This is a genomic window from Acetobacter cibinongensis (assembly GCF_000963925.1).
GTDB classification, from domain to species: domain Bacteria; phylum Pseudomonadota; class Alphaproteobacteria; order Acetobacterales; family Acetobacteraceae; genus Acetobacter; species Acetobacter cibinongensis.
This window is the reverse complement of record NZ_BAMV01000044.1, coordinates 20,103-40,769: the sequence shown is the minus strand read 5'-3', so window position 1 is coordinate 40,769 and position 20,667 is coordinate 20,103. Positions and strand designations below refer to the sequence as shown.

General features: G+C 53.5%; 24 protein-coding genes. 4 read left to right on the top strand and 20 right to left on the bottom strand.

Annotated features, from left to right (window positions below; all coding sequences use genetic code 11):
- A partial coding sequence (locus Abci_RS13285; protein ID WP_048839657.1) for a BRO-N domain-containing protein occupies positions 1-652 on the bottom strand: 652 nt, incomplete at its 3' end.
- The gene (locus Abci_RS14245; RefSeq protein WP_244877696.1) at positions 649-1,083 is read right to left on the bottom strand and encodes a hypothetical protein; all 435 of its coding nucleotides are present in this window, start codon (positions 1,081-1,083) and stop codon (positions 649-651) included. The genes Abci_RS14245 and Abci_RS13285, both read right to left, overlap by 4 nt.
- 95 nt (positions 1,084-1,178) lie before the next feature.
- Between Abci_RS14245 and Abci_RS13275 the strand changes: the two genes are divergently transcribed.
- Genes Abci_RS13275 through Abci_RS13260 form a run of 4 tightly spaced genes read left to right on the top strand, consistent with a single transcriptional unit; the run spans position 1,179 to position 3,331 of the window.
- On the top strand, positions 1,179-1,376 hold the full coding sequence (locus tag Abci_RS13275; protein ID WP_048839656.1) for a hypothetical protein: 198 nt from the start codon (positions 1,179-1,181) through the stop codon (positions 1,374-1,376).
- Positions 1,377-1,424: 48 nt separating this feature from the next.
- A complete protein-coding gene (locus Abci_RS13270) occupies positions 1,425-2,477 on the top strand; it encodes a hypothetical protein (RefSeq protein WP_146806995.1) in 1,053 nt (350 codons plus the stop codon).
- Between the two features lie 17 nt (positions 2,478-2,494).
- On the top strand, positions 2,495-2,830 hold the full coding sequence (locus Abci_RS13265) for an STAS-like domain-containing protein (protein ID WP_048839655.1): 336 nt from the start codon (positions 2,495-2,497) through the stop codon (positions 2,828-2,830).
- A 24-nt stretch (positions 2,831-2,854) separates the two neighbouring features.
- Positions 2,855-3,331: a hypothetical protein gene (locus Abci_RS13260; protein ID WP_048839654.1), complete on the top strand. Its 477-nt coding sequence runs from the start codon at positions 2,855-2,857 to the stop codon at positions 3,329-3,331.
- A gap of 2 nt (positions 3,332-3,333) precedes the next feature.
- Here the strand turns inward: Abci_RS13260 and Abci_RS13255 are convergent, their stop codons facing one another.
- The 18 genes from Abci_RS13255 to Abci_RS13170 form a co-directional block, all read right to left on the bottom strand.
- Positions 3,334-3,525 (bottom strand): hypothetical protein, encoded by a 192-nt coding sequence (locus Abci_RS13255; protein WP_048839653.1) that lies wholly within the window; start codon positions 3,523-3,525, stop codon positions 3,334-3,336.
- Positions 3,526-3,569: 44 nt separating this feature from the next.
- Entirely contained in the window at positions 3,570-3,917 is a 348-nt protein-coding gene (locus Abci_RS13250) for a hypothetical protein (protein WP_244877695.1), read from the bottom strand.
- A gap of 85 nt (positions 3,918-4,002) precedes the next feature.
- Positions 4,003-4,236 (bottom strand): hypothetical protein, encoded by a 234-nt coding sequence (locus Abci_RS13245; protein ID WP_048839660.1) that lies wholly within the window; start codon positions 4,234-4,236, stop codon positions 4,003-4,005.
- A 34-nt stretch (positions 4,237-4,270) separates the two neighbouring features.
- Positions 4,271-4,741 carry a lysozyme gene (locus Abci_RS13240; RefSeq protein ID WP_048839652.1) on the bottom strand — a complete coding sequence of 157 codons (471 nt, stop codon included), beginning with the start codon at positions 4,739-4,741 and terminating at the stop codon, positions 4,271-4,273.
- A gap of 179 nt (positions 4,742-4,920) precedes the next feature.
- Entirely contained in the window at positions 4,921-5,136 is a 216-nt protein-coding gene (locus Abci_RS13235; RefSeq protein ID WP_048839651.1) for a hypothetical protein, read from the bottom strand.
- Between the two features lie 33 nt (positions 5,137-5,169).
- Positions 5,170-5,976 (bottom strand): hypothetical protein, encoded by an 807-nt coding sequence (locus tag Abci_RS13230; RefSeq protein WP_048839650.1) that lies wholly within the window; start codon positions 5,974-5,976, stop codon positions 5,170-5,172.
- A complete protein-coding gene (locus tag Abci_RS13225) occupies positions 5,976-7,565 on the bottom strand; it encodes a hypothetical protein (protein ID WP_048839649.1) in 1,590 nt (529 codons plus the stop codon). The genes Abci_RS13230 and Abci_RS13225 overlap by 1 nt, the downstream gene beginning before the upstream one ends.
- Positions 7,566-7,573: 8 nt before the next feature.
- Entirely contained in the window at positions 7,574-13,738 is a 6,165-nt protein-coding gene (locus Abci_RS13220; RefSeq protein WP_084597682.1) for a phage tail length tape measure family protein, read from the bottom strand.
- On the bottom strand, positions 13,728-14,459 hold the full coding sequence (locus Abci_RS13215) for a hypothetical protein (RefSeq protein ID WP_048839647.1): 732 nt from the start codon (positions 14,457-14,459) through the stop codon (positions 13,728-13,730). The genes Abci_RS13220 and Abci_RS13215 overlap by 11 nt, the downstream gene beginning before the upstream one ends.
- A gap of 5 nt (positions 14,460-14,464) precedes the next feature.
- The gene (locus tag Abci_RS13210; RefSeq protein WP_048839646.1) at positions 14,465-14,746 is read right to left on the bottom strand and encodes a hypothetical protein; all 282 of its coding nucleotides are present in this window, start codon (positions 14,744-14,746) and stop codon (positions 14,465-14,467) included.
- A gap of 92 nt (positions 14,747-14,838) precedes the next feature.
- Positions 14,839-15,300: a hypothetical protein gene (locus Abci_RS13205; protein ID WP_048839645.1), complete on the bottom strand. Its 462-nt coding sequence runs from the start codon at positions 15,298-15,300 to the stop codon at positions 14,839-14,841.
- Positions 15,301-15,380: 80 nt separating this feature from the next.
- On the bottom strand, positions 15,381-16,622 hold the full coding sequence (locus Abci_RS13200; RefSeq protein ID WP_244877694.1) for a phage tail tube protein: 1,242 nt from the start codon (positions 16,620-16,622) through the stop codon (positions 15,381-15,383).
- 86 nt (positions 16,623-16,708) lie between these two features.
- A complete protein-coding gene (locus tag Abci_RS13195; RefSeq protein ID WP_244877693.1) occupies positions 16,709-17,218 on the bottom strand; it encodes a hypothetical protein in 510 nt (169 codons plus the stop codon).
- On the bottom strand, positions 17,215-17,658 hold the full coding sequence (locus tag Abci_RS13190) for a hypothetical protein (protein ID WP_048839644.1): 444 nt from the start codon (positions 17,656-17,658) through the stop codon (positions 17,215-17,217). The genes Abci_RS13195 and Abci_RS13190 overlap by 4 nt, the downstream gene beginning before the upstream one ends.
- On the bottom strand, positions 17,658-17,975 hold the full coding sequence (locus Abci_RS13185; RefSeq protein ID WP_048839643.1) for a hypothetical protein: 318 nt from the start codon (positions 17,973-17,975) through the stop codon (positions 17,658-17,660). The genes Abci_RS13190 and Abci_RS13185 overlap by 1 nt, the downstream gene beginning before the upstream one ends.
- A gap of 2 nt (positions 17,976-17,977) precedes the next feature.
- Positions 17,978-18,598 carry a hypothetical protein gene (locus Abci_RS13180; RefSeq protein ID WP_048839642.1) on the bottom strand — a complete coding sequence of 207 codons (621 nt, stop codon included), beginning with the start codon at positions 18,596-18,598 and terminating at the stop codon, positions 17,978-17,980.
- Positions 18,599-18,604: 6 nt separating this feature from the next.
- On the bottom strand, positions 18,605-19,840 hold the full coding sequence (locus Abci_RS13175) for a phage major capsid protein (protein ID WP_048839641.1): 1,236 nt from the start codon (positions 19,838-19,840) through the stop codon (positions 18,605-18,607).
- Positions 19,841-19,897: 57 nt separating this feature from the next.
- Positions 19,898-20,629, bottom strand: coding sequence for a head maturation protease, ClpP-related (locus Abci_RS13170; RefSeq protein ID WP_048839640.1), 732 nt, complete (start codon positions 20,627-20,629; stop codon positions 19,898-19,900).
- Between the last annotated feature and the right edge of the window lie 38 nt (positions 20,630-20,667).

The following is a 20,667-nucleotide window of genomic DNA, read 5'->3' as shown; positions in this document are numbered from 1 at the left end:
CTGGTGCCGGGATAACTTCTGAATCCACCATATGTAGTTTACGGCGCCGGGCCTCTATTGAGGTTTCCCCTTTGCGTGGCCGGCCACCCAGTGCGCCATTATGCCGGGAAGCAATGATTTTGGCTGTTGACGGTGACCGGTCTGGCCCGGCGTCCAGAACCGGCATGTCCAGCGTGGCTTCCATTAAAATACGCACGCCTTGCTTGCGGGGCATGGGAAACGGCAGGCCGCAGTTCTGCCATTCCTGATACGCGGCGGCCTCCCCTATTGCATCCCACAGGCACAGCACGCGGGCGAAGCGGCTGAACCATTCCGCCTTACTGGTGGGCAGGGCGTAGCTGCCCGTTTTGCGGATGGACGGTAGAACTTCCGCCGTGACCCATTTGCGGAAGCGTTTGGCTTCGGCCTTCCTGCTGGTGAGAATGAGGGTGTAGAGGCCGCTTTCGTTGATGATGGTGGTTTCTTGGGGGCCACCAAGGGTCTCAATAGTATTGACCCCCTTTTCATCATTATCGAGCCGTCTGCCTGCCATTGTGGGATTGCCGATGTCCAAAACGTCGCACACATCGGCCAGCACAAACCACGGCTCACCCTCACGGGTCAGCACCCGCACGGCATGTTCCTCAAAGCTGAATGGCATTACGGCGCTCATGCAGCGTTCTCCCGCACCAGATCCCGCGCCAGAGAGAGGATAAGCTGTGTCTCTCCGTCAATTTCGCTATAACGCAGGTGCTCCGGCAGAAGCGCGAGAATGATTTTGCCCTTCAGGCGCTGGCCTTGCGGGGTAAAGGCGGGAATGGCCGCGAGTTCTTCCAGACGGGCACACTCTTCCAACACCAGCGCATCAAACCGGGCCTCGTAAGCATCGGCTTCTGGCGTGTTGCAGGCTGGCTCCGGCTGGCGGCTCATGGCGCGTGCGGCAGAATAGGCGGCCTGAAACCGCTGATGGCAAGCAAATAACGGTGCATCGTCGGGCCGTCGTGCTATGCCCGCAGAGGGTGCGACGGCCAGCAAAGGTGCAGCCATGATTGTGGTAAGCACACAACGGCGTTGTGTGGTAGATAAGGCGTTAGCCTTGGGCATGGGGTTATCTCCCTGCTTGAGGTTAAGCTGAGCAGGAAGGTTGTAGCTCCTGCTCAGCTGCCTAATGGTGATATAACCATTCGCTCTTGCAGGCAATGGATGAAATGGGTTATTTCACCTATATGGCGATTAACAAAGAAAAAACGGTTCAAAAACTTATCTCTATGCCGCGTGAGTTGGCAGAGGAAATAAGTAACTATCGATATGACAACCGGCTACCGTCAGAAGCGGAAGCGGTCCGGCAGCTTATTAAGTTGGGGTTGGAAAAACGTAAAAAAGCTATATATCAATAGGAAATCTTAAATCTTTTAAACAAATATTTTAGAAAGTATCTTAAATCTATGAAATTAGCATTTAGTAATCGTCTAAATCGTAGACGTAAAGCCTCTCGAAAATATATAAAAAACATGAAACCGTATGTTAGTGTAATAAATATAAAAACCCCTGAAATATTATTAACAAATAGAGAGAATTATATAGAAGGAACTTTAGAGTTTTTTTGTAATTTGCGCAAATGTATTGATGGAGCAATAAAAGAAAATTGCGGTTTACACGTGGATTTTCGTCCTTTGCGTATTTTAGATTTGAGTTCTGGTTTGATTCTCGTGGCGGAGTTGGATAGATATCAAAGACTTTTAGGGGTTAAACTAGTACCAAGAACGGTAAACGAATGGGACAAATCAGTTGTGGAATTTCTAAGAAATATAGGATTTTTTAGAATTTTAAAAACAGATATTGCACCACATATAAAAAAATCAAGTAAAGTTATTACTATACCATTTATTACAGGAAAAAACACATCGGGTCATTTAGCTAGCATGCTAAGGAAAAAATTACAGAAAATAATAAGGGAGGAAAACAAAGAATATTTTTTAAAAATTTATGAGCCATTAATAGAGAGTATGAAAAATTCTATACAGCACGCCTATGAAGAAAATATATATAATGAAATTTCAAATGAATATTTTGGGAAAAGGTGGTGGATGTGTGCATCCTTCAATCGAGCAACATCAACTGTTGAAATAGTTTTTTTAGATCTTGGTCTAACTATTCCAAAATCTTTAAGAACATCGCCGAGATGGAACGGTCATAATATATATGCTAATGATACTAAAAAAATGGAAGAAATCACTGACGATACTTTGATTTTATGCGCTTTAAAATATGGAATTACAATTACACTACAGTCCTTTCGTGGAAAAGGGTTTAAAAACATTATAGCTCCAGCTAAAGTGCATCAAAAAAATTCTGTAAGTGTGATTAGTAGAAATGGCTATGCCATGATTAGTGGAACAAATCCTGATAAGCCATTTTCCCCAATTCTATCTTCTCATCATCCTCTTTTAGGGACACTCATTAGATGGTATATTTATGTACCTACCAAAATCCACTAGTATGATCGGGAAATAAAATGCAAGAAATAAAAATAGCAACAGATTTTTCTCGTACGCCCGGAGGAAGGCACAAAAAACTAGGCCCAGCTAGTGGTGAAGAATTTCGTGGTTTATTGGTAAGAAAATTAAGAGAAAATCCTCGCGAGAAATTTCAAATAATCTTTGATGGTGCTGAAGGTTATGGTTCTTCCTTCTTGGAAGAAGCGTTTGGAGGCTTAGTCAGATTGGGAACCTTGAGCAAAGAAGATATTTCGGAAAGATTAGTCCTTAAAGCCTACTCAAGCGATTACCAAACATACGTGGATGAAGCCAAACAGTATATTCATGATGCTTTTCTAGCTAATAAAAGGTAATAATTAAATCAGAAGGTTATTAAAATGACTTCTTGGCAAATGCTCATTCAACCTGCCGTAACTCTATTCAGCGTTTGGGTTGGCTATATCCTTAAAGTTGCAGCTGATAGAAAAACCAGCTTACAGAACCATATATCTGACATTAAAGAAGAAATTGAAAAACTCTCTTCAGTTTCTCTGGAATACTGGTCAAGAAATGTGCTTGAGGTAGATAGAGGTGGGATAGATATTCAACAAGAGTGCAAAATAAAATCATATAATCATAATATAAATAAAATAATAACAAATATAGAGAAAAATTTTCGTTCAAATGATTATACTAATATTAGAGAAACAATAACAAACCTGCGTCAAGCAAGTAGCGGAGGTCAATTCGAAATCGCCCAAGATCGAGAAGTTTCTCCGGAGGCCATAATGAAAACAATGAGCATATGTGGAGAGCTAAAAATAGAGATTGATACATTTCTTGCTAAGAAAAAATGGTATCATATCTTTCAGTGAAATTAACGTTTTGATATCGTTTGAATGGTTGTATTTGCAATATCTATCTGCTGCTCTGCAAACACCCACTCAGTATCTGTCGGAGCGCGCCCTTCCTTAATCGGGGCCAGCAGGGCTTTAATGTCCGCCACAATCATCGGGCCATTCTGGATCAGGGCTTCCACGGCGGAAATGGCAATCTGGGTATAGTTCATCGGTCAGTTTTCCTCGGTGTGTTGCGGTATCGTGATGGGTGGGGTCAGGACGCAGGCACCAGCGTCCGCGCTGCGTTCAGCGCATCCTGCGCGGCTTCCACAGCGGCCTCTCCCAGTGGGTCGCCTTTGCGCGCCGCTTCATCCAGCGGTTTGATCTGCTCATAGGCCTTCTGGAAGGCAGGCTTCAGCTTCGCCACCACAGCCGGGTCTGCCGCTGGGTTCTTCTCATAGGCCGCCGCAAGCTGTGCCGCCGCGGCAAAGGAGAGGCTGAGGCCATAAACAGCCTGCTGGCGCTGTACGGTCTGACCTGTACCACAGGCGGTCAAAGCCAGCGGCAGGAGCAGTGCAAGCGTGAGGGTAGCGGCTTTGTACCGCAGGAAAGAAAGTTTCATGGTCATATCCCAATAAAAAAGCCGCCTCAGGCGGCGGCTGAAAAAAAGGGGGCTGCTATTATCACGCCTCTTACAGGCAGGAAGATCAGGCAGGCTTGCCGTCAGAATCGGCAGCGTTGGTCGCGTGGCCTTTGTTCTGCGCCACGCTGTTGACCAGCGCATACAGCTTCATCCAGCGGGAGCCTTCAGCGGGGCGCGGCCAGAACCGCGCCAGCAAAGCGCACAGCGCCACCAGAAAGGTGCCAACAGTTACAAGGTCGCCCGCATACTGCGCGGGCAGCATCGGCAGAACCGATGCCAGAAGAGATTGCCAGTCCAAGGCATTTCCTTTTTCGTTAAAGAGTTGAAGGCCATCAGGGCACGCGCAGACCAGCCCACACCAGCCATTCGGCACGCCTCCGCCGGGTCAGGCCCGGAGAAGTGACCAGTTCGCCATTTTTGTGCATGTGGTTCCACAGCAGGATCTGGTTCCGGGCCACAGCCCCCTGCCCTGCATTCAACTGCCGCAACAGGGTAGAGCCAGCCAGTGCTGACACCCCCATATTGAAGGTGAAATCCAGCAGCGCAGCTTCCTGCCCCGTGCTCAGGCTCACACGCACCAGCTTACGGATCTCGGGCTGAAGCGCCCGGAGCGCCGTCAGCAGCAGGTTGTCTGCCTCAGCCGGAGTAATGGGGGCTGTGCGGCTACATACGGCGGCCCCGTTGGCCAGCCACCGGCTGCCGTAGCCGATGGTCCAGTAACCGGCTGGGCATATGTAGGGCCGCAGCCGCAACCCTTCAAACTGCCGCGCCAGACCGGCGGCAAGGGAAATAGAATCATCCATTCAGTTTTCCAGATACAAAAAAGGCCGCGTCATGCGCGGCCGTGGGTGGACGAGTTTACTGAAGGTCAGGAAGAATTAGTCCACCGGACCACAAAAGCCCCGGAAATCCGCCATTGCGGCTGGACTAGTTTCTGGAAGAGCTTTTGCGGTCCGGTTGACAAAATGCGGCTTTGCGCTTGTCAGTGCCCCAGACTATGCAGGGCCGTTACAATCCCGCTTCCGAGAGCGCTCCCCAGAATTGTCAGACCACCATTCACGACAGTCCGCGTTGTGCTGAGCTTTTTGACCAGTGCGGTTAAATCAGAGATCCCTTTCCGGACCCCAGCAAACTGCCTGTCAACATCAGCCTGATAAGCCAGAAATTCCGGGCGTGTGATCATGTTAGTGTCAGACATTATCTTCTGTCCTTTAGGCATAAAAAAAGCGGCTTAAAGCCGCTCTGTGATGGTAAATGTGGTTTGTTGCCGCGCTGCCGCCCCATAGGGGTTTGACAGGTCCCCCCGCTGCACCCGGCCAAATAAGGTGCGCAGGTTTAGCGTTGGCGGGTCTGCTGCCGGGTCCGGAATAAACAGAATGTTGGTGCCAGCGGCCTCTAACAGCGGAAATTGCTCCAGAACCGGCACGTCAGCTAGATCCAGAGATTCATGCGTTACAACCGCTTTGCGCCGGATAAAATTGGGCGTGACAAACTCGCCTCCAGCGCGGCCTGTATTGACTGTGCTGTTAGCGTCAACCGCTGTTGTGCTTTTGGTGCTCATGTTGCGCACTGGCTGCCAAAGCGGCCCTATGTAGGCTAGGCCAAGTGCCACATAGTCTTCCGCAACGCTGCCATTGTGGCTGATCTCAACCCGAATATCCGTGGCCGAAATAGGTTGCGGTGCAACGTGCACCAACTGCACAGGGCCGATACCGCCTAACGTCGCGAAGGCACCGGACGCCTGGTAGACCTGTGTGTCTCCGTTTTTCACAGTAATGGTCCATGTGGCCCCCTGCCCCAGATTTGTACGCCCAACATAGAACGCCTGGACAAGCTCTGCGGGCCAGTAGGCAACATCAAACCAGACAGTATCCTTCTTGTAGCACCAGAAGGCGGCGGTTGCGTTGCCCTGCGGGTTTGCCAAATTCGTTACATCAAATGCACGGCTCCCTGCGGTTTCTGTGTAACGTGGCGGGCTACCCGTAAGAGTTGCCGTGGCATTAACTTTATTATGCAGCCCGAAGGCACAATTGGCCATTATACCAACACCGTAAATGTTATTTCGCCATCGCTGGACCCGCGATAGGATTCACCCACCACAAGCCCTGGCAATCCATTTCTCAGGCCATCCACATGTGCAAAAAGCACCATGCTTGATCCTATTTTAAAATCGGCCAATCGATGGAAGGGCACCGTCACATAAAACAGACGCCGCTCAGCTTTTGCCCAAAGGTCATTGATGGCCTGTGCAACAACTTGCGCCGCATCAGCTGATTGCAAAGAGGTTAGAACGTCTGGCGGGCTCACAACTTCCGCTGTAGGACTGTCAGTGCCAACCGTTACAGCAGAACGGGCAGTTTTAAGGGATGAACTGATGGCGCTGGGATTGATCTGATTGCCAGACAGCACGGTGTAGTTTTTTGCGTATGTACACCGACCACATGTCAGCGGCAGAACCAGCTCAGACGGCATATCAGCCTGCCGAAGAGTAAGAATTTCTTCTGGCATGACGGCATTTTTTGCGCCCTTGAAGACAGTCTGGCTTAAAAATGCTGCTGTGATCCCGATAAGCCGTAGCGTGCCGTCTCTATCATACGTCAACTTACGCATGGTGCCTTGCAGCAGTTCCGCCAGCATATCAGAGCCGGTATAGCTCTGGCTGCCATCCCAAAAGCACCCTGCATCGCTCACAACCGCTTTGCCGTTCTGGTCAAATGGGTCTGACCAATCGGGCGCAAGAGTGTTGGCCGCTATTCCTACATCTTGTATCAGAACCTGCCGCACAACATCATGTAGCCTATGAGGGCTGCTGTAGTCAGGAAACGCGCCAGACCCTGTGCATGTCATTTCATAAACAGGCGTACCGCCCAACCGAAAAAATGCGCCCCGCTTTCCACTTTCTATTGTGTAGTGGCCTGCTGGCGGGCTGGCCGCAGTAATGTCGCTGACCCATCCATGATATGACCAACTACCGGCTGTTGATGTGTCATTCCAGCTACCCGGCAGGCCACCTTCCAAAACTGTGAGGTTTGGCGAACCGTCAGACGTTGTCTGAAGCGGCGCATCAGAGATCTGGTAGATCTGGTTGACGCTATCGACACACACAGGCGTGAAGTTATAGGCAAAGCCCCGCAGACGCGGTTTTACCCGGCCTGCCAGGCTTGCCTCTCCCTCAATACCACCTGTGCCCGCATAAGTTGCGAGCGGGAGTTTACGGCTTAGCTCAATAGGTCCTGCAAGGGTTAGCGTGCCCTGTGTATCTCCCACACGCCATGCTGTGGCTGATCCAGAAAAGAGAGGCACACAGCTACTCAACGCAGGGTCCGACCACCAGCCTCGCGCCGCATCATACGTGCGCAGACCTATTTTCAGGCTAATCTGCGCCGTATGGTTGCGCACATTGAACGCATCAGACACGCCCACATCAAGGTTGAGTGTCAACTGCCCGAATGACTGTGTCATCCCGCTGCCAGACAGCGAGATATCCAGTTCCCGGTCAACATCCGGTAATTCTGATAAAATGGGTGGGTAGCTGATACCCGCTTGCGTATCTACAAAGCCGGTATCAGAAAAATAAGAGGTCGCCCCCGAGACTGAGAGCGACCCCATAAAAGCACGTTGCTGCATAGTGCCCCTTACGCTGCTGCTTTAGCAGTCTGGAACCTCAGTTCCGTGGTGTTTTTCGCAACAGCCTGCAATATCTGCTGGAGGATTGTTGCAAGTGTTGTCGTGCTGTCTTGTACAATCAGACGCATGGCATCTGCCGTCAGCTTGTCAGTATTCATACTGCCAAGGCTTTGCAGCATGGCCTGGATCTGTTTGTAGTCCACAACATAACCAATCCCGCCACCATTCAGTTTTTTCGATACACTCAAGAAGGACTGCATATCCTGCTGGACAGAAGCTAGTGCCGTGCTGTCACCACCCAAAGCCTTGCCATAGTCGGTCTGCAAGTTATCGTTTGCAGCTTTATATTGATCAGAAACCGAGAGAGGAGACGCATCAGACAAAGATAGGCTCTTTGCATAGTCCCGAAGGCTTCCAAAGGTATTGGATAAAGACTGCTGCGCCTGTTTCTGGTTTTCTAAAGTTTGCCCTGAGTATGTGTTTTGAATTTTGAGCCTTTCAGCAGCAAGCGTTTTATCAAGATCCAGCATTTGCGCGGAGTAATCAGAATTTGAAGCGTAACTATCACCGAGATAGCTCTGCCATTCATCCCGAAGCTGCTGTTCCTGCTGAGCCGCTGATAAGTCGAAGCTCAGAAGATCTGATCCTTCTTGATCTCCGGTTGCAGCAAGATAACGGACCTTTACAGACTGATCTGATTGCACCAGAGCCTTTTGCTTCGCCAAGGACTGGTCAGCATAAGTCAGTTGAATTTTCAGCCTTTCAGCAGCAAGCGTTTTATCAAGGTCCAGCATTTGCGCAGAATAATCAGAATTTGAAGCGTAACTGTCACCAAGATAGCTTTGCCACTCATCCCGCAGCTGCTGGCGTTGCTGGGCCGCAGACACATCGAAATTAACAAGATCAGATCCAGCCTGGTCTCCGGTTGCTGCAAGATAACGGGCCTGAACGGACTGGTCTGCCTGCGTGAGCTTCGTTGTTTCAGCAGCCAGCATCTGTTGTGCTATCGCGTTGCCTTTATCCAAGATAACCTGATAATCCAGCCCGTAGCGCTTTGCCTGATCAGCTGCTTGTGCATACTTGTCCCGCAGATCAGCAACTTGATCGACAAGACTTTCGGCATTGCCCGCAGTGACACCTACGAGCTCTTTCACGGTGCTGATTTCAGATTGCAGCGCTGATGTAGACAGCTCCTTTCCGCTCAACCCAGACAGAACTTTCTGCACATCGCCTGTGTAACCTGTGATATTGCCAACTGTCACATGCGTTGCATCGTCAAACTTACTGACTGAGACGTGCAGTGCATCAAGTGTATCAGTCAGCTGCACAAGGCTTTCAACAGCCTGCGTATAGTCACTGATACTATCAAACTTTTTGGGCATAATCTGTTGCAGCGCAAGGTTTTCGTTTGCCTTATCGCTGCTTAGATCAATTCCTCCAAGCAAGTCAGACAATGATGTGCTGCTGCGCTTTTTGCCTTTGTGATAATGCCCCACTTCACCGTAATTACCAGCAGACACTGTAATTCCGGCATCGCTATAGACCGAGTTGACTGTATCAAGATCGGTTTGCAGGCCGTCACGCACATCATCAGACGCATGTTTTGTACGAGAGCCACCAATACTGAGCTGCCCGTCTGACCCGACGACACTATCGTAAACATAGTGCTTTTTATTGAACAGACCGCCGATCACCCCACCGACGGTACCAAGCACAGCTCCCCCGATCATGGCGCCGATAGGGCCGCCGAAAACAGCACCCACCACGGTGCCAATACCAGCACCAACAGCAGCCCCAATCTTCCCGCCTTTACCACCGCCGGTAAGATTGGAGGCTTTCTTGCCGACACTGTAGCCAGTTGTCAGGCCGCCAAGAGCCCCACCGGCAAGCCCTGCTGCGCCGCTTACAGTGCCCGCAGCTTGCATGCCGCCGCTGCTCATCAGGCCGCCATTTCCGGAGAACATATCCGACATTGAGCCGAAGCCGGAATTAACGCTAGTGTTGATGCCGGAACCGCCCAGGGTCTGCGCTGTGCTGTCTAGCGACTGGCCGCCCGTAAACGCCCAGCCGCTATCTCCAACAGCTTGGCCAACGCCAGCAGTGCTAGATTGCGCCGAACCGCCGCTGAACATCTGCCCGATGTTCCCAGCCCAGCCGCTATTGCTGATCACTTGCCCGACACCGGATGCACCCGTGTTGAACAGAGAGCCGTTGTGCTGAACAGTGCCCCCAGATCCAGCACTTGCGCCGCTGCCGAAAAACGCCTGCGCGTCTTTTACAGTCAGGCCTGAACTGCCGATGACTTCGCCAGAACTTGTAATGCCAGCACTACTGCCACCAAGGTATTGAGAGAAGTCACCAGAACCACTGCCAGACGATGAACCCGAAAACAGCTTATTGACATCTGACAGCGTAGAGCGTGTGCCGCCGTCAATCTCGTTCAGTAGCGGATTAATCAAGCCCATCTTTATGACAAGGCCTGCTATCTGCGTTTCAATGCCGCTCAAGACATTCTTGAACGACATGCCGGACGAAGTGCCCTGCAGAAAGCCCTGTGTGATGCCGTCTGTGAGCTGGTCTGTCATGCTTGACAAACTGCCCGTGACATCCTGCAAAACCTGCTGCTGGTGCTCGTATTCAGCAGTTGTCTGCGTCACACTGCGGGTCAGAGCAAGGTTTTCTTGTGCCGCCTCCGGCAGAACCGCCCCATATTCGCGGTGCAGTTCCAGGTCTTTCTGCATGACTGCAAGAGAGACTTTCCGCTCATCAGCATTCTGGCCAAGGCTATCGGTCTCTGCCTTGAGCATCGTCAGATTATCGCGCAAGCTGTCATTCTGCTGGGCAAGCTGGAAGGCTTTTTGGGCTGTTGTCGCTTTTGACATGGCAGCAACCCGCGTATCCATCGCCTGCCTGAACTCCGGAGAGCCTTTGGCAAAACTGTTGGATGCCTCAGCGTATGCCTGAGCATAAGCAGTAGCCTGCTCAGCCGTCATGCTACCCGCTTTATAAGCCGCTGTAGCTTTCTCTTGCCCCTCAGTCTGTGTGGCAAGGGCAGCGTTCCCGGCTTGCCATTGCTCCGTAAGGATCTGCTCAGCCCGTGCCTGAGCCGCAAGCACTTGCGCTGCTGTAGCGTGCGTGCCGTTCAGGGAGAGCTGCGCCTGGTCAACCTGCTGGGCCACGGCAATCATCTGCCGCTGATAGCCAGTCAGCCCAGCAGCACTGCGGGCCGCCAGATCCTGAGTATGATCCAGTTCTTCAACAGGGTTACGCAGGTTGGCGATGGCAGCGCTGGTTGCGTCCATCTGGTCTTTCAGGATTTTTACAGACCCGGCATAATCCGTAATCTGTGGATCGCCCGCCTGGTAAGCTTTATTGAGAGCATCCAGCGCAGTTTTCTGTCCTGCGTACGTACGCTGCAAGTCAGCCATTTGCCCGGCTGTACTGGAATCCCCTTTGCTGATGTAGGCATCAGATTGAGCGCGAAAACCTGCCAGAGTTTGCGGGCCGTAGGCTGCTCCCTCTGTTGTATTGGCTACATAGTTCTGTGTCTCCTGCGGCAACGCATTGGGGTCAGAACCATTCTGAAGCCATTTATCAACATTTTTTGGCCCCCAGTTATAAGCCATGGCGGTGAGAGTGAGATCACCGTCATATTTTGAGTAATAGCCCTTGAGCAGCTTTGCTGCGGCACTTTCATTGCCGTGCAGATCCGTCAGGTCAAAACCAGCAGCATTGCTTGGCATGACCTGCAACGCCCCGATTGCACCGGCAGACGATTGGACGAGCTGCCCGGCTTTATACTGGCCTGTGCTGCTTTCCTGCGGTTGGATTTTGTGCAGCAACCAGGACGCATCACTGCTCAAACCCTGCTCAGCAGCCACCGTGTCCAGCATTGCTTTGGCCGCCTGGGCGCTCTGGGCATCTGTCTGGTTTGTAACAGTTTTGGGAGTGACTGCTTCCGCTGGACTTTTGAACTGCGGGTCAGACGTGTTGCCCTGCTGCATGACATGCGCAAGCGTGCTGGGCACAAGATGCTCTACAGCGCCCTCCACTTCGCCATACAGCCATGCCCCCCAACCAGAGACGGTGGAAACCGCAGTGCTTGTTTTCAGTTTTTCAAGCTTTTCTATGATCTCGTTAAGCTTGCTCACGCTCGTGGCGGCCATGCTGACAATACCGCTGCCGATATGCTCAAACGTGAACGTCAGAACATCACCGACACCGCCAGTCTCATCCTTCAGTTTTTTCAGTGCCTGCTGAAGGGGTGTCAGCGCACGGTCTGCTGCGCCTTGCGTGTCGGCTTCCAACGTCTTGAGCACAGCACTCAGCGCCCCAGTACGGTCGCCCATTTGCTGCATGTGCTGCACAGACAGGATGAGACCGGCATCAAACCCCTGCAATCCCTGCTGCGCAAAGTCCTGCGCCGCTTTGGCGGGATCTTGCAGAGCCTGCGCCATCGTCTTTGCTGCTTCCGGAACAGTAGTGCCCAGAATAGTGGACAGATTCCGGGCGTCTGTTGTCAGACGGGCAATTTCGGTGCGATCCACAGTGGGAACAGAGACAATGGTTTGCACGACAGTGCGGCTATCTGACAAAGAAAGCCCATCTTCATCTTTATGCAGTTTGCGTGCCGCCTGCTCAGATGCCGTGGCAATATCGGAATAGTCCTGCCGCGTAGCCCGCAGGCGCTGGCCAAGACCCGCCAGACGCTCTTCCTCTTCCTCTGCTGCATATTCCATCGCGCCGAGTGCTACCCCACCGGCCGCAAGGCCAGCGATTAAGGCACCTGGACCCAGCAAAGCACTGGCGACACGGCCAATGCTGGCCCGCAGGCCGCCCATGACCTGCACCATATTGGGCACCTGGTAGAACGCAGCCTGCATGGCGCTGCCACCGGCAAGCACCTGGTCAAAGAATTTATGGGTTTCATCCGCAAGAATACCCATCTCGAACGCAGTGAGCTTTGCTGCCGCTCCGTTCCCGCCAAGTGATGCGCTCTGCCGGTCCAGGCTCGTTTTGGCTTTGCTTACATAGTCATCATATTCTTTTTGAGAGATGATATTTGAGGCAAGAGCCTGCGCCGCTTTCTCTTGCGCTGCTGTGTAATCACGCTGGGCAGCGGCACGCGGGACCAGTTCAGCCCGCAGTTTATCTGCCTCTGCGGCGGCAGCTTCAAAATCGCCCTTGCGGCTGTCTGTTTCCGGAGCCGATGCTGAGACACCTGTGACAGTGTTTATTCTCTGCTGTGTACCGGAAGACAGACGCTGCAAGGCTGCATTTGCTGCCGTGCCCAGACTTTCATAAGCAGTGGTGACGTCTTCCACACCTTTCTGGTAGCCAGACAGGGACAAATTGCCCGTGTCATAGGCGCTTTTCAGGGTGCGGAGAGACAGAATTTCTGCTGCTTGTGCGGCAGTCAGACGGGACGTGACTTCACTTGCACTGGCCCCGCTTTCAGCCATGTCAGCGAAGCTATCTGCCGTGGCCACCAGATCCACCCGCAGACGGGCTTCTTGCTGAATGAGGCTGTCAATCTGTTGTTTTTTTGCGCTTAAAGTACGGTCAACATCTGCCGGTTGCGTGCTACCATTTGCTACAGCTTCCTGCCCGCGCACGTTAAGACGGTCATACTCATTAAGGGCGAGGCGGATCTGACGCTGGAGCTTGGCCACCCCATCACCGGCCCGTGCCGCAGCATTCTGCCAGCTTTTGTCAACTGTAGCGGCTTCCTGCGTCATGACCGTGATTAGATCAGACGCAGAGCCTTTTGCTCCGCCGAGACTGTTTTTGAATGCCGTGCTGATGGCTGAGGCAGAGTTTGCGGTGAGGTCAGCAGCTTCTTGCACACCCGTTAAAGCATTTTCAGCATTGCCCGCACCGATTTTGATATCGTGGCTGATCTGATCAATGCCGTCAGACAGGTGGGCCGTACTGGCCATGAGCCTGCTGACACCAGATAGGCTAGACGCAACAGAGTCCTGCACGGCAGATTTAACGGTAGTCAAACCCTTGGCCAGATCAGCGCTTATCTGCTGCCCACTATCTGCCAGTGCGTCTGCTTTGTCTGTCAGTGCGTCTAAAGCAGACCCAATACTGGCGGCGGCCTGACCAGTTTGATCTTCAACCAAAAATTTGGTGATGATTTCATTCACCTGGCTGGCTTTAGCCATCATCAGTCTCCGTCAGAACAAGGGCGGGGTAAGTAAGGGCTTGACCGGCGGCGCGGTCCTTCCGGCGTGTGACGCTGCGCGGGCGCAGGCGCTCAAAGCCGGTCTTTTTTGAGAAGCTTAGGCCGCTATCAATGCCCTGAGCCTTCAATATGTAAGGCAACGCGCCGCCACGTGCGTCCTGCCCCTCGGTCAACACAATGAATTTGCGCTGCACTGACAGGGTGGAGAACTGGCGTAGGGTTGCTTGGCGGGCCGCCTCTACAATACCAGGCGGCACACTGGTGATCTGGCCGCCTGTGTCGATTTTGCGGGCATAGGGCATGGTGTTGACGATTTCGACCTTTTGCCCCGGCTGTATTGCGGCCAGTGGACGGGTCCAGAGCTTATCGTTCACACGCACAACCCATGCTTTACGAAAAGCGCCGCTGCGGGCTGGAGAACGGTCCTGGCAGTGAGCCAGAGCATAGGCCGCTGCTTGCGCAAGATAGGAGAAGACATAGCGGACCATGCCCCCGTCTAGCCGGACGGTCTCTTCACGCTCCCTAAAGCGTCCATCCACGCTGGTCATATAGACGGATGAGGCGCGTCCATCCTGAATGATGCTGTCACGCATGGCACGGCAGCTATTTGCTGCCATAGACCGCAATTCCGGAGAAGACAGCGTGTTGGCACGGATCGTTGCAACCTGACCGTACAAGACTTCAGCCATGCGCTGCCGTGCCATGCGATTTACTTTCTAAATGCTGTTTCGAGATCCTGCTTGATCTGATCATTGCGCAGGCTGATGTAGGTCCGGTCCAGAATGCTGACGCATTCAACAACAAATTCCCGGTTTTCACCGTTCAGGCGGTTGCGGTCACACCATTCCTGTATGGCGCGATAAGGAAGCGGCTGAGGCTTGGTAAAGCCGCGTATGGCCCCCATACCAGCGCCGATGACTTCCGGCTGATGGAGCCGCTCCCCCGCTAGGTCATTCCAGCACCGCCATGGCGTGATGAGCCACGGCAGCACCTCAACATAGCGGGCCTGAGCATCGACAGCAGGCCAATCCCACTCTGGGATGGGGCACCCATTGTATTTTGCAACAACGGGAGCATCATCAATCAGCCAACTGAGGGCTGCGGTAAGTTTTTTTCCGCATCCTCAACCAGAGCCTTACGGGCCAGACCAACACTGCCTGCGGCCTGAAGTGCCATAATGAGCAGGCCGGTATTTTCCCGCTGCTGGACAGCTTCCTTGAACTGCTCAACCGTCATTTCCGAACCGTCATCATTTACAAGATCGGTGACGCCAAGAATGCATTTCTCAGCAAGAGCTTGCGCCTGGCATTTGTCTGCGACAGACGGCGGAAGCGTATCGGGCGTAACGCGGTCAGGAGAGGCCGGGGTCAAGCCCGTGTTGATTTTGATTGCAGCAGCACGCTGCAAAGCGGCCAGACGGTCAGCATAATCCGCTGTGAACCCGCGTGTGGTGATGGTGAACTGCTCACCTTCCGGCCCGACAAGAATAGCCTGACCATTGTTCAGAGCGTTGCCGTCACGAGTAAAGCGGGAAAGACGTGCCATGGGAAAAACCCTTCAAGAATATGGAAAGAAGAAACAAAAAAAGGCCGCACAATGCGGCCCTGTGTGGAAGCGATGAAAAATCAGGCCGCAGGCGTGATGCGCGAAATTGCAAACGTGGTGCCACCGGGCAGAGGGTTGCCCTCAATATCGAAGGTAGCTTTCACAGTCTGATTTTTCTGGCTTGTGTTGACCTTGCCATTTCGCAAAGCTGCATTCAGGAACGTAAAGGCATAGCCGTTGCCATCATCATCGACAGACTTGATAACGATAGGCCCCTGAGTCCCCGCCAGCATGGCATCGTACTCATCCCATGTGCGGAAATAGAATTCGATGGAGCCGCTGGCTGTGAACGAGCCGGAGCGAGCGCCGCAGGCATCGGCATGACCGTTCCCGTAATCATTTCCCGAACCGTCCCGCGCAAGTGTAATGGAACAGTTCGTGACACACCCTGCCGGGACCTTGCCAAAAATCGTGACCCCAAGAAAATTTTTTACCGTGTTGTGAACGATACCGGTTGGAGCAGGCAGGCTCCCAGAAGACACATCCGAGGTTGAGCGCGTTTCACTTTTAGAGGTGACATCAACACTGACCGTTCCGAACTGCCCCTGCTGAAGCTGGATCTGCACCTGCGTGACCAAGGAGCCAGAATACATCAGCCAGCCACTCAGCAGTTTTTTGCGGAATGTGTATGTTTTATCAATGTTGCCGTTTACAATTCCAGCAACAGATACTGTGGAATTTCCCGACAACGTAACCGACTTATCCAGCCCCAATGATCCGGGAGAAAATAGGGCAGTAGCTCCGTCCGCTGATATCTGGGTTATAACTGACGAGTAGACTTTCCCAGAATTTGCATCAGTTATCGCAACCGCGTTACCAGCATTGTATTCTGAGAAAAAACCATTTACTGCGCCACTTGTCGAATTTCCGCACCAGACCGAGTCCTGACCGGAATTCCCAGCATCTTTAGATACAAGAACAAATGTTTCGTTTGCTGGTAGATATTTTTTTAGAATATTCCCCGTATCATTCCCCATAACCGCTGATAGCATATCATCAAACGTCTGGCTGGACAGCGCCCCGGAAATAGACCCGGAGGCCTGTACCTGAGTGACAACAGATTGCGCCACTTCCTTGACCGGATTGATTTCATCCGGACGGGCGGTTGTCTGGGAGCTAGTCAGGGTTTCCCCTGTAATGCGCATGAGCTGGTAATTGCCAGATGGCGGCACGCCATAATTGACCTCCTGCGCGTAGTCCAGAACGGTATCGTTAGTTTGTGCGCCAGCAGCAAGGCCGGATGTGGCACCTGTAAACGCCATGGTTTACCCCATAAAAAAAGCCGCCCATACGGCGGCTGAATTAGTGAAAACCCTGCTGACAGGGCTGTGAAAGTGTGGGCTGGGAGTTACCCCGCAAGGCCGCCAGACGTGACCGTGGCACTGCCTCCGGATGACACAGAGCCACTACTGAGAGTTGCTGCGGTATCTGCTGAAGATGAACCAGCGCTGATTACTGCCGCAGGCGTCTCCGGCTTTGCAGGTACAGGCTGCTGGCCCAGGGTCATGAGGCCGTAACGGATATTGGCCCCCTGCTGCATAGCAAGGCACAGCAGGGACGCATCAAACGGCATGGAGACCTGCACGGACTGGCTCAGCGTGAAAGGCTGGTCTGCACCACCCATTTCAATCAGAACAGAGTAGCTTTTACCGACTTCCGCTGCGGGCGCGGGGCTGAACTCTGGCATTCCCGCCACTTCCCGGTTCAGCCATGCGCCAAAGCGCAGGCCTGCACCGACCGTTGGGGCAATGAGAGCCAAGGCTGCGCTGGTATTGGCGGTCTGTACCGGCGCACCACTCGACAGCATGAATTTGCCAGAGCCGGCGGCAGTTTCAACAAGAGGATAGAATTTCATCATGGGGTTTGCTCCATGGCATCCTGATAGGTGTAGTCCACCATAAGCGTGAACACGTACCAGTTGCCTGCATCATCAAGATTAGGCGGGTTTGTGGATTGACCCCGATAGAACAGACCAGAAGGCCAGTTTTGCGGGGTCTGTCCGACTTTTTCTGCCCGGAATGCGTTGCTCATGCTTTTGAGATGAGACAGCGCGCTAGGTGTGTTTATGCCGGAGGCCCTGCGCACCATCAGGTGCAGCATGATCTGCCCGGTTTCTTCCTGCTCTGCTTCACCCATACCCAGCCGGTCGTCTGTGGAGCTGGCGATATCGAGCACCCAATAGCAGTCTGGCCTGCCATCAACAGAGGCAATGAGTGGGTCAATCAACTGGAGGCCCGTGCTTTGGCAAACGCTCTTTGCGCGGGCAAATGTATCATTCCAGGCAGCTTCTGAGGTCATTACTGCCCCCCTGCGGCAATCAGCCGCCAGCCGCAAATAGTCTGCCGGTCATAGATCGGGATTGCATCTGTCAGCGTGTAGAACTTGCTGCCATCGACAATTTCCATGCTGGCGGCTGGCGTAATGCCTGCGACCTGCACCTCATCTGCTTGAATTTCAGCTACAAACGAGGCCTGCGCCACCCCCGATTGGATGTCTGCAGCAGTGGGTGGCGGGGCATAAGCCAAAAGAGGCACCTTGATGCCGCTGTGCTCCAAAATCATCTGGCGGCCCTTGGTGCGGATCTGGCGGCGGCGTGATGTTGTGATCCAGCCCATTATTACCCCCTGAACGGTGCCAGCATGTCCGCCGCACTTTGCGGCATGCCGCCTGTTCCTGCTGCGGTGGCCCAACTGGTTGACCCAACGCCCTGCACACTTTCTGATTTGAGGTTTGGGTCTCGATCTCCTGCCGCCCAAAGAGCGGAAGCGGTTAAGATAACGGCCCTGCTGATGATGGGTGGTACTGTGCCTGCGGTTTCAACGGACGGTGGCACATAGCCGGCATTGTATGTCAGCACATAATGGCCAGATTTCCAGTTCTGTGACCCCACTTGCGGGCAGGACAGAAGGCCTGCCTTACAGTCCGGGATGAGGCCAGAAAGCTGTTCCGCTGACCAGTCTGCACCATTACGTTTCAGGCTTTGAATGGAGAGAAGTGGTCGGGCAGACAATACGATTTCCCGCAGGTGGTCCGCCCGTTCGATTACGATTTCTTCTGTCCATAACCCGAACAGGATGGGCTGGCCTATAAAAGCTAACGCCATACTGGAGGCATCGAGCAGCAGACGTGCCAGCCGCCCGTCACTGCTACTGTCAGAGATAGCAAGATCTGCCTTGAGGTCCGCCAGCAGGGCCAGCGGGACCGCATCGGCAGGACCATCAAGAGAGAGGCTGATCACAGGCTATTAGCCCCCTGCTTTGCCGGCCATGACCAGTTTTTTGAGCGGTGCGGCCGCTGTCGGCAAGCCGCCGCCAAAGCGGGCATAACCGAAGTAGCCAGTCTGGAGGTAATCCGCATACCGCTCGTTCAGGCGCACTACGGAAACCTGTTTTACCATACGGAACTTGTAGTTCTTCAGGTTGCCAAACAGGATAGGCGTAGCACCGGCTGCAATGTCCGGCATGCTCTCATTGACTGTGACCGGATACCCGGCGAACGTGTCAGGCATCCCTGTGACAAGGCTGGGCACCCAGAGAGGGCGGCCAATCTGGTCTTTCAGCAGGTGCAGGGCCTTTGTCGTGTTGTCGTTCATCATGAACGTGGCCCCGGTGCGGTAGGCGCGGTCCACGCTGTGGATCAGCTCGACAAAGTCATCATAAACCAGATCAGCAGCTTTGGAGGTCGGGCCTGCAGCGGCACCTGTCAGAACACCCTGCGGCATACCAACACCGGTGCCTGTTGTCAGGTCATCCGCCAGAGTACGGCCAAAGGCCGTGGCAATGGCGTTGCGAATGAACCCGTCCAGATCCATGAAACTGTCCTGAAACAGCGTCCATGGCACCAGAATGGCATCAGTCGCGTACAGGAAGGCTTTCAGGCTGACCTGCCCGAAGTTCATATCACCCTTACTGATCTGCTGGTTTTCACCAATGATTTTGGCGCGGCGGGCCGTGTCGTCATTGGTTGGCCAGGGCAGATCTGCACCGGAGGTGGTTTCGATCATGTCGAACAGATTGAGCGCGGTGAAATACTCTTTCAGCGCGACAAGCAACTGCCCGGAAAACGCTGGCGGGACGAGGTAGCCGCCACCTGGGCCGGTACCGGTGCCCATGTCGTTCTGGAAGCTGGCCTGATAGGCCTGTACGCGCTGCATGGCGATGGTACGATCTTCCGTGTTCAAGGCATCAATACCGCCCCGCAGCCATGCGACAAACACGCGCTCCTGCTGCCGCTCTTCGCTTTCCTGCTGATCAGGGCTTACGCCGCCCTCTTCCGCACGGGCTGCAATGCCTTCAGCCAGTGTTTTGGCCGCATTGTCTGCCTGCTCCATACGAGTGATCTGAGCCATGATCTGGCTGGCTTCAGCCATCATGGCATCAAACTGGGTCACCTGTTCGGCCGTCATGCTCTCAGCGCTGGTCAGGGCGCGTGCGTCTTCAATCAGCTTCGCCCGTTTGGCGCGCAGTTCCTTGGAAGTCATCAAATTGTCTCCGGTGAGGGAAAAAGTGGGGGTACTTTCCGGGAATGGAAAGCGGCGTCAGCCTTCGGCTTCGGCCAGTCGGAGTGTGCGGCGGCGGGCCGCAATGTCCGGAATGGAAAGGGTATGGGCGGGCGGTTTTGGCTGGTGCTCAAAAACCCCAGCTTTCAGCGTTGGGGCGGACTTGTTCTGGCTGGCAGGCAGGATGGTGTCTATAAACCCGGCATCCTTGGCTTCCTGCGCGGTAAACCATGTCTCGGCATCCATCATCTGGGCAATGACATCCGTCCCCTGCCCGGTTTTACCCGCGTAAAGGCTGGCAAGCTGGCCATCAATCTTGGTCAGGACGCCTGCTGTGTCTGCCATATCTGACTTGTTGCCAACCACCACGCCCCATGCGTTGTGGATCATCAGGAAGGCATTTGGGGCCATGCTGATGGTGCTTCCTGCCAGCGCGAGGAAAGAGGCTGCCGAGGCCGCCAGCCCATCCACAACAACGTTCACTGGCCCATCATGCTGTTTAAGGGCCGAGAACATGGCCAAGCCGTCAAACACATCACCGCCGGGGCTGTTGATGCGGAGCGTAAGCGGCCCCGGCCCGGCTGTGGCCAGCGCCTGCGTGAAGGCTTTGGCGGTTACACCCCAAAGCCCAATTTCATCATACAGCAGGAGTTCCGCTGGCTGACTGGCGGCCCGTGGGCGCACCTCCAGCGTTTGCGCCAGCCCAGTTTGGGCAAACGCCAAAAGCGCACGGCTGGAAAACCGTGCGCCCTGTGCATTGTAGCGATACATGCAAAGTTGACCTTGTTGTTTGAAACCGCACGGAGCCT

Coding starts and splice junctions, on each gene's coding strand:
- Abci_RS13220 (WP_084597682.1), bottom strand. CDS start 13,738: ATGATGGCTAAAGCCAGCCAGGTGAATGAAATCATCACCAAATTTTTG.
- Abci_RS13200 (WP_244877694.1), bottom strand. CDS start 16,622: ATGGCGTTTACAGGTGCCACATCCGGCCTTGCTGCTGGCGCACAAACT.
- Abci_RS13215 (WP_048839647.1), bottom strand. CDS start 14,459: ATGGCACGGCAGCGCATGGCTGAAGTCTTGTACGGTCAGGTTGCAACG.
- Abci_RS13265 (WP_048839655.1), top strand. CDS start 2,495: ATGCAAGAAATAAAAATAGCAACAGATTTTTCTCGTACGCCCGGAGGA.
- Abci_RS13190 (WP_048839644.1), bottom strand. CDS start 17,658: ATGACCTCAGAAGCTGCCTGGAATGATACATTTGCCCGCGCAAAGAGC.
- Abci_RS13195 (WP_244877693.1), bottom strand. CDS start 17,218: ATGATGAAATTCTATCCTCTTGTTGAAACTGCCGCCGGCTCTGGCAAA.
- Abci_RS13185 (WP_048839643.1), bottom strand. CDS start 17,975: ATGGGCTGGATCACAACATCACGCCGCCGCCAGATCCGCACCAAGGGC.
- Abci_RS13270 (WP_146806995.1), top strand. CDS start 1,425: ATGAAATTAGCATTTAGTAATCGTCTAAATCGTAGACGTAAAGCCTCT.
- Abci_RS13250 (WP_244877695.1), bottom strand. CDS start 3,917: ATGAAACTTTCTTTCCTGCGGTACAAAGCCGCTACCCTCACGCTTGCA.
- Abci_RS13240 (WP_048839652.1), bottom strand. CDS start 4,741: ATGGATGATTCTATTTCCCTTGCCGCCGGTCTGGCGCGGCAGTTTGAA.
- Abci_RS13260 (WP_048839654.1), top strand. CDS start 2,855: ATGACTTCTTGGCAAATGCTCATTCAACCTGCCGTAACTCTATTCAGC.
- Abci_RS13235 (WP_048839651.1), bottom strand. CDS start 5,136: ATGTCTGACACTAACATGATCACACGCCCGGAATTTCTGGCTTATCAG.
- Abci_RS13225 (WP_048839649.1), bottom strand. CDS start 7,565: ATGCAGCAACGTGCTTTTATGGGGTCGCTCTCAGTCTCGGGGGCGACC.
- Abci_RS13275 (WP_048839656.1), top strand. CDS start 1,179: ATGGATGAAATGGGTTATTTCACCTATATGGCGATTAACAAAGAAAAA.
- Abci_RS13205 (WP_048839645.1), bottom strand. CDS start 15,300: ATGGCACGTCTTTCCCGCTTTACTCGTGACGGCAACGCTCTGAACAAT.
- Abci_RS14245 (WP_244877696.1), bottom strand. CDS start 1,083: ATGCCCAAGGCTAACGCCTTATCTACCACACAACGCCGTTGTGTGCTT.
- Abci_RS13230 (WP_048839650.1), bottom strand. CDS start 5,976: ATGGCCAATTGTGCCTTCGGGCTGCATAATAAAGTTAATGCCACGGCA.
- Abci_RS13175 (WP_048839641.1), bottom strand. CDS start 19,840: ATGACTTCCAAGGAACTGCGCGCCAAACGGGCGAAGCTGATTGAAGAC.
- Abci_RS13255 (WP_048839653.1), bottom strand. CDS start 3,525: ATGAACTATACCCAGATTGCCATTTCCGCCGTGGAAGCCCTGATCCAG.
- Abci_RS13170 (WP_048839640.1), bottom strand. CDS start 20,629: ATGTATCGCTACAATGCACAGGGCGCACGGTTTTCCAGCCGTGCGCTT.